The 6,541-nt window shown below is 71.0% G+C and carries 7 protein-coding genes; 6 read left to right on the top strand and 1 reads right to left on the bottom strand.

Features of this window, described 5'->3' with window-relative positions; all coding sequences use genetic code 11:
• Positions 1-165: 165 nt before the first annotated feature.
• The 5 genes from Pme01_RS29050 (at position 166) to Pme01_RS29030 (ending at position 4,535) form a co-directional block, all read left to right on the top strand.
• Positions 166-1,056 (top strand): shikimate dehydrogenase, encoded by an 891-nt coding sequence (locus Pme01_RS29050; RefSeq protein ID WP_168118039.1) that lies wholly within the window; start codon positions 166-168, stop codon positions 1,054-1,056.
• Positions 1,043-2,989, top strand: coding sequence for a bifunctional sugar phosphate isomerase/epimerase/4-hydroxyphenylpyruvate dioxygenase family protein (locus Pme01_RS29045; protein WP_239088525.1), 1,947 nt, complete (start codon positions 1,043-1,045; stop codon positions 2,987-2,989). Before Pme01_RS29050 ends, Pme01_RS29045 begins: the two co-directional genes overlap by 14 nt.
• Positions 2,990-3,081: 92 nt before the next feature.
• Entirely contained in the window at positions 3,082-3,255 is a 174-nt protein-coding gene (locus Pme01_RS29040; RefSeq protein ID WP_168118037.1) for a hypothetical protein, read from the top strand.
• A gap of 8 nt (positions 3,256-3,263) precedes the next feature.
• Positions 3,264-3,743 carry an NUDIX domain-containing protein gene (locus Pme01_RS29035; RefSeq protein ID WP_168118036.1) on the top strand — a complete coding sequence of 160 codons (480 nt, stop codon included), beginning with the start codon at positions 3,264-3,266 and terminating at the stop codon, positions 3,741-3,743.
• Positions 3,744-3,926: 183 nt separating this feature from the next.
• A complete protein-coding gene (locus tag Pme01_RS29030; protein WP_168118035.1) occupies positions 3,927-4,535 on the top strand; it encodes a C39 family peptidase in 609 nt (202 codons plus the stop codon).
• A gap of 59 nt (positions 4,536-4,594) precedes the next feature.
• On the opposite strand, the gene Pme01_RS29025 is transcribed toward Pme01_RS29030, so the two are convergent.
• Positions 4,595-5,158: a PadR family transcriptional regulator gene (locus Pme01_RS29025; RefSeq protein ID WP_239088524.1), complete on the bottom strand. Its 564-nt coding sequence runs from the start codon at positions 5,156-5,158 to the stop codon at positions 4,595-4,597.
• A 53-nt stretch (positions 5,159-5,211) separates the two neighbouring features.
• Here Pme01_RS29025 and Pme01_RS29020 point away from each other — a divergent pair, with 53 nt between their 5' ends.
• Entirely contained in the window at positions 5,212-6,381 is a 1,170-nt protein-coding gene (locus Pme01_RS29020) for an FAD-dependent oxidoreductase (protein ID WP_168118034.1), read from the top strand.
• Positions 6,382-6,541: the final 160 nt, after the last annotated feature.

Genomic DNA, 6,541 nt, shown 5'->3' with positions numbered 1-6,541 from the left:
CCGGTTCTCCAAGCGGGTGGCGGATATGTCGGTCCGCCGGTTCTCCAAGCGGGTGGCGGATGTGTCGGTCCGCCGGTTCTCCAAGGCCCTTCCCTGACCACGGACCCGTGAGGTACAACTAACTAGCTGGTTCGTTCATTACTGGCGCGTTCCTAGGGAGTCCTCGTGCACGGTTACCTCATCGGTCTGGTCGGCGCGGGTATCGGCCCGTCGCTGTCCCCGGCCCTGCACGAGCGCGCCGCCGACGAGCTCGGCATCCGGTACCTCTATCGCCGACTGGACCTGGACGAACTGGGCCGGCCGGCGACGGCGATCGGGGAGATCCTGGCCGCCGCCCGGCTGGCCGGGTACGACGGACTGAACGTCACCCACCCCTGCAAGCGGCTGGTGCTCGACCACCTCGACGAGCTGTCTCCCGACGCCGCCGCCATGGGCGCGGTCAACACCGTCGTCTTCACCGGCGGCCGGGCTGTCGGCCACAACACCGACTGGTCGGGCTTCGTCCGGAGCCTCGCGCTCGGGCTGCCCGACGCCCCGTTGGACCGGGTGGTCCTGCTCGGGGCCGGCGGCGCCGGTGCCGCCGTCGCCCACGCCCTGCTGACGATGGGGGCCGGCCTGGTCCGGATCCTCGACCTCGACGCCCACCGCAGCGCCGCGCTCGCCGACTCGCTGTGCGCGCGCTTCGGTACCGGTCGCGCCGCCCCCGCCCGGCTCGACGACGGCGGGGCCGACCTCACCGCCGCGCTGGGCGAGGCCGACGGCCTGGTGCACGCCACCCCCACCGGGATGGCCGCCCACCCCGGCCTGCCGGTACCGGTCGAACTGCTGCGATCCGAGCTGTGGGTGGCAGACGTGGTCTACCGCCCGCTGAACACCGAACTGGTTGCCGCCGCGCGGGCCCGGGGGTGCCGCGTCCTCGACGGCGGCGCGATGGCCGTCTTCCAGGCCGTCGACGCGTTCCGTCTGTTCACCGGCGTCGAACCCGACGCCGGGCGGATGCTGGCGCATTTCAAGGAACTCATCGCGGAAGGGCACAACGCCGATGCTCGCGCCTGAGATGTCGACCTCCACCCGACACCGGCACATCCCGGCGTCCGGCCCGCGCCGGGCGATCGCGACCGTGTGCCTGTCCGGCACCCTCGAGGACAAGCTGGCCGCGGCGGCGGCCGCGGGCTTCGACGGGGTGGAGATCTTCGAGAACGACCTCGTCGCCTCGCCGCTGTCGCCGGCGCAGGTCCGCGAGCACTGCGCCGACCTGGGCCTCACGATCGACCTGTACCAGCCCTTCCGCGACTTCGAGGCGGTACCGCCGGAGCTACTGACCGCGAACCTGCGACGGGCCGCGCACAAGTTCGACCTGATGGAGCAGCTCGGCGCCGACACCGTCCTGGTCTGCTCGTCGGTCTCACCGTCCGCTGTGGACGACGACGACCTCGCCGCCGAGCAGCTGCACGCCCTCGCGTCGCTGGCGGCCGAGCGCGGCCTGCGGGTCGCGTACGAGGCGCTGGCCTGGGGGCGGTTCGTCAACACGTACGACCACTCCTGGGAGATCGTGCGACGCGCCGACCATCCCGCGCTGGGGCTGTGCCTGGACAGCTTCCACATCCTCTCCCGGGGCTCGGACCCGGCGGGCATCCGCGACCTTCCCGGCGAGAAGCTGTTCTTCCTGCAGCTCGCCGACGCGCCCAGGCTGGAGATGGACGTGTTGCAGTGGAGCCGCCACCACCGGCTCTTCCCCGGCCAGGGCGTCTTCGACCTGCCCGCCTTCGTCGGCCACGTGCTGGCCGCCGGGTACGGCGGTCCGCTCTCCCTCGAGGTCTTCAACGACGTGTTCCGCCAGGCCGATCCCGAGCGGGCCGCCGTCGACGCGATGCGCTCGCTGCTCGCCCTCCAGGAGCGGGTCGAGACGGCGGCACCGGAGCGGGTACCGGTCCTCGACCTGCCTGCCGCACCCGACCTCGCCGGCCACGCCTTCACCGAACTGGCCGTCGACGAGGTCTCCGGCCCGCAGGTCTCGCGCGCGTTGGCCGCGCTCGGCTTCACCCACACCGGACAGCACCGCTCGAAGCCGGTACAGCTGTGGCAGCAGGGCGGCGCCCGGGTGCTGCTCAACGCCGCTCCGCCGCGCGGCACGAGCCCGGGTGGCGCGGCGGTCTGCGCCCTCGCGGTGGAGAGCGCGGACCCGGCCCGTTCCGCGCGGCGCGCGGAGACACTGCTGGCGCCGGTGCTTCCCCGTACCCGTGGCGCGGACGAGGCGGACCTGTCCGCGATCGCCGCGCCCGACGGTACCTCCGTGTTCTTCTGCCGGACCGGCGCCGACGACGCCACCAGCTGGTTGTCGGACTTCACCCCCACCGGCGCCGCGCCCGGCGCCGGTGCCGGCCTCACCGGGACCGACCACGTCGCGCTCACCCAGCCGTTCGACCACTTCGACGAGGCGGCCCTGTTCTACCGCGCGGTCCTCGGGCTCGAACCCGAGCCCGTCACGGAGTTCGCCGCCCCGTTCGGTCTGATCCGCAGCCGCGCCGTCGCCGACCCCAGCCACGAGGTCCGGATCGCGCTGAGTGTGGCCCTGCTGCGCCGTGGCGAATGGGCGCCGGGCGTACCCGACCCACAGCACGTCGCCTTCGCCACCGACGACGCGATCGCCAGCGCGCGGGCGATGCGGGCCCTCGGCGCGCCGGTGCTGGAGATCCCGGACAACTACTACGACGACCTCGACGCGCGGCTGGCCCCACCGGCCGATCTGCTGGCCGCGATCCGGGAGTACTCGGTGCTCTACGACCGCGACGAGTACGGCGAATTCCTGCATTTCTACACCGAGGTGCTGGGGTCGCGGGTCTTCTTCGAGGTGGTACAGCGCATCGGCGGGTACGCCGGCTACGGGGCCGTCAACGCCCCGGTACGGATGGCGGCGCACCGCAGGCTGCGGATGGTCCGGGCCGGCGGGATCACAGATCGAGCGCTTCCCGGAAGAACGTCCGCGTGAGGGACGGCCCGCCGTAGGCGGCGAACTCGTGGCATTGAACGGTGGCCGGTGACCGCCCTCCATGACCGGCTGCGTGCGATCAAGGAGGAGTCATGATCGGTCTGGTGATGGTCGGCTCGCTGGTGGCGGTACTGGTCGTCGGTGTCGTCGTGTTGGTCCGTAGGCCGGCCGAGCGCTCGCGGGTGCTCCGGTGGTCCGCGCCGGCGCTGCTGTTCCTCGGCAGCGCCGTGGGCAGCCTGCAGGCGCGGCCGTCCACCGCCGCCTGAGTTCCGCCATGTTCGGGTCGACACCTCACGTAAGCGACGACGCGCAGCCCGCCCGTCCGCGGGTTTCGTCGGGCGCGGTCTTCTTCGACCCCGAGGGGCGCGTCCTGCTCGTCAACCCCACCTACAAGGAGTACTGGAACCTGCCGGGCGGAGGCGTCGACGCCGGTGAAACGCCGTACGCCGGCTGTGTCCGGGAGGTACGCGAGGAGCTTGGCCTGACGCCGGCGATCGGGCCGCTGCGGCTGGCCGCGTGGACCTCCGCCGACGGGTCCGGCGCGCTGTTCTTCGTCTTCGACGGGGGCGTCCTGGACCCGGCGCAGCGCGCCGCGATCTCACTGGACGGGCGCGAACTGTCCGAGTACGCCTTCGTCACCGAGGCGGAGAGCCGGTCGATGCTGCCCGGGTGGAAGGCCCGCATGCTCGCCGAGGTGTTGCGGGCGTGCGCCGAGGGCGGGACGCGGTACCTGGAGCTCGACGCTTCGGCCTAGTCAGCGGCTCACCATCGGGTCTTTCGAGCGTGCTCTAAGCGCGCTCGATCCTGTCAGGCGTACGGCCAGACTGCGGATACAAGTGGGACAGACCAATCAGGGTTCGACGTCCCTCCGTTGCAGGCACGCCGTCGGCGGGGACGGCTCGCTCTGGCGCGCCTCGAACGAAAGCGGGAAACACAGATGAGACGACTACTGCTCGGACTGGCGGTGGCGGTGCCGTTCCTGCTGGCCGGTGGGGTCGTGGCTGCGCCGGCCCAGGCGGCCACCACGACGAAGCTGACGGTGACCTGGCAGCAGCAGAAGACCGGTTACTACTGCGGCCCGGCCGCCACGCGTATCTCCCTGTCCGCGAAGCGGAGCTCGCTGCCCACTCAGGATCAGATCGCGTCGGTGGAAGGGACGTCGAGCAGCACCGGGACCTACCGCACGGGCATCAAGGCCGGTCTCGACCATTGGAGTCCGTCGTGGGCAACAGCGATCGTGGCAGTCAGCCACCCGATGACCTCCGCGCAGAAGAGCAAGTTCCTCAGCGACATCAAGGGTGACATTTACGCCGGCTGGGCTCCGGTGGTGAACATCGTGGTGCACCCCGGCGGACCACGGCCGCCCGGCTGGAGCAACCCCAGCACCACCATCGACCACTGGTTCACGGTGATCGGGTACGACAGCGACAACTACATCTGGGTCGCTGACCCCGCGTCCAAGATGCCAGGGTTCGCCGCCTACCCCGAGTACCGGATCCCCTGGAGCACGATGACGCAGATCGTCGAGAAGACCTACGTCTGGTGATCTGAGAAAGCCGACGGCGCCGGGGACCCTCCGGCGCCGTCAAGGCTTCATCCGACTGATCAGGGCCAGGCGATCCGGTCGGTGCGCAGATCGTCGACCAGGCGCCGGACGTAGGCCAGCTCGCTGGCCACCACCTCGCGCTGGTACTCCGACTCCACCAGGAAGATGCGGGGCAGGAACGTGCCGCCGTCCGCTAGTTCCCCGTCGAGCGCGGCCAGTCGCTCGGCGAGCCGCTCGGCCCTGGCGGCGAGCGCCTCGATCGCCTCCGCCTGGCCGAGGTTGGGCAGGAAGGCCAGCGCCGCGGGGAACTCCGGGTACTCCCGGGCCGGCGTGCTCACCATCGCGTACAGCCACTCCCGCAGGATCGCCCGGCCGGCGTCGGTGATCCGGTACGTGGTGCGCTCCGGGCGGTTCTCCCTCCGCTCGGTGGTGGCGACCTCGATGAGATCTTCGCGCAGCAGTCGCTCGATCGTCTGGTAGACGCTGTTGCGCTGGCTCACGTTGACCACGTCGTCCTTGTGCCGCTCCTTGATCAACTGCTGCATCCGGTACGGGTGCATCGGCTCCTCGTCGAGCATCGACAGCACGGCGAGGGCCAGTACGGACCGGCGCGGAGTGGGCACGGACCGAGTTTAATGGTCGATCCGATCTTAGTCACAAAATGTATAGTCGTAGAATGACTAAAATATTGATCATGGGCGGTGGCATCGCCGGGCCGGTGACGGCCATGGCGCTCCAACGGGCGGGCATCGACTCGGTCGTGTACGAGGCCTACGGGCACGGCTCCGACGGCGTGGGCGCGTTCCTGACCCTGGCCGAGAACGGGCTGGCCGCCCTCGACGTGCTCGACCTGGCAGGCGCGGTCGGCACCCTGGGTATCGACACGCCGGCGATGAAGCTCGTCAGCCGCGGCCGGGAACTGGCCCGGATGCCGATGCGGGGACGCACCGTCGGCCGCAGCGAGCTGTACCAGACGCTGCGCGACGAAGCCGTCCGCCGGGGCATCGCCGTCGAGTACGGCAAGCGGCTCGACACGGCCGAGTTCACCGCGACCGGCGTGCGTGCCCGCTTCACCGACGGCGCCGTGGCCGAGGCCGATCTGCTAGTCGGGGCCGACGGCCTGCGCTCGCGTACCCGTACCGTCATCGACCCGCACGCGCCTCGGCCACGCCACATCGGACTGCTCAACACGGGAGGGTACGCACGCGGGATCGACCTGCCCGGCGAGCCCGGCGTGGCCCACTTCGTCTTCGGCCGGCGCTGCTTCTTCGGATACTTCATCGTCCCCGGCGGTGAGGTCTGGTGGTTCGCCAACCCGCCCAGCCGCCACGAGCCCAGCCGGGCCGAGCTGCTCGCCGTCACACCCGATGAGTGGCGCGCCCGCCTGGTTGACCTGTTCCGCGACGACACCGGTCCGATGCTCGACCTCATCGCCGCCACCGACCACATCTTCCCCGGCTGGAACACCTACGACTTCCCGCGCGTACCGACCTGGCACAACGACCGGATGGTCCTGGTCGGCGACGCGGTGCACGCCACCTCACCGTCCTCGGGCCAGGGCGCCTCACTGGCCATCGAGGACGGTGTGATGCTGGCCCGCTGCCTGCGCGACCTGCCGGCCCCCGCCGCTTTCGACACCTTCAAGCGGCTGCGCCAGCAGCGGGTGGAGCGGGTGGTCGCGCAGGGCAAGCGCAGCGGCGACGGCAAGGCACAGGGGCGGGTGGGCGCGGCGATCCGCGACCTCGTGCTGCCGGTGGTCGCGCGCCGGATGGTCGCCACCAGCGCCCTCGACTGGATGTACGACTACCGCATCGACTGGGAGGCGCCGGTCGGCACCGTCCGGTAACCGCCTGCCCCGGTGCTGCCGGATGTCCCGCGTGACTCCTTCGAGCGTGCTCTAAGCGCGGTCGATCGTGCCGGCCGTGCGGCCAAACTTCGAGCACGAAGTCGAGCAACGTCAATCGCGGGTTCGACTTCCCTCCATTGCCGTCACGCTGGCGGCGGGT

The organism is Planosporangium mesophilum (assembly GCF_016863255.1).
Classification (GTDB): domain Bacteria; phylum Actinomycetota; class Actinomycetes; order Mycobacteriales; family Micromonosporaceae; genus Planosporangium; species Planosporangium mesophilum.
Note: the sequence above shows the minus strand (reverse complement) of the source record. Positions and strands in the feature narration are given on the sequence as shown.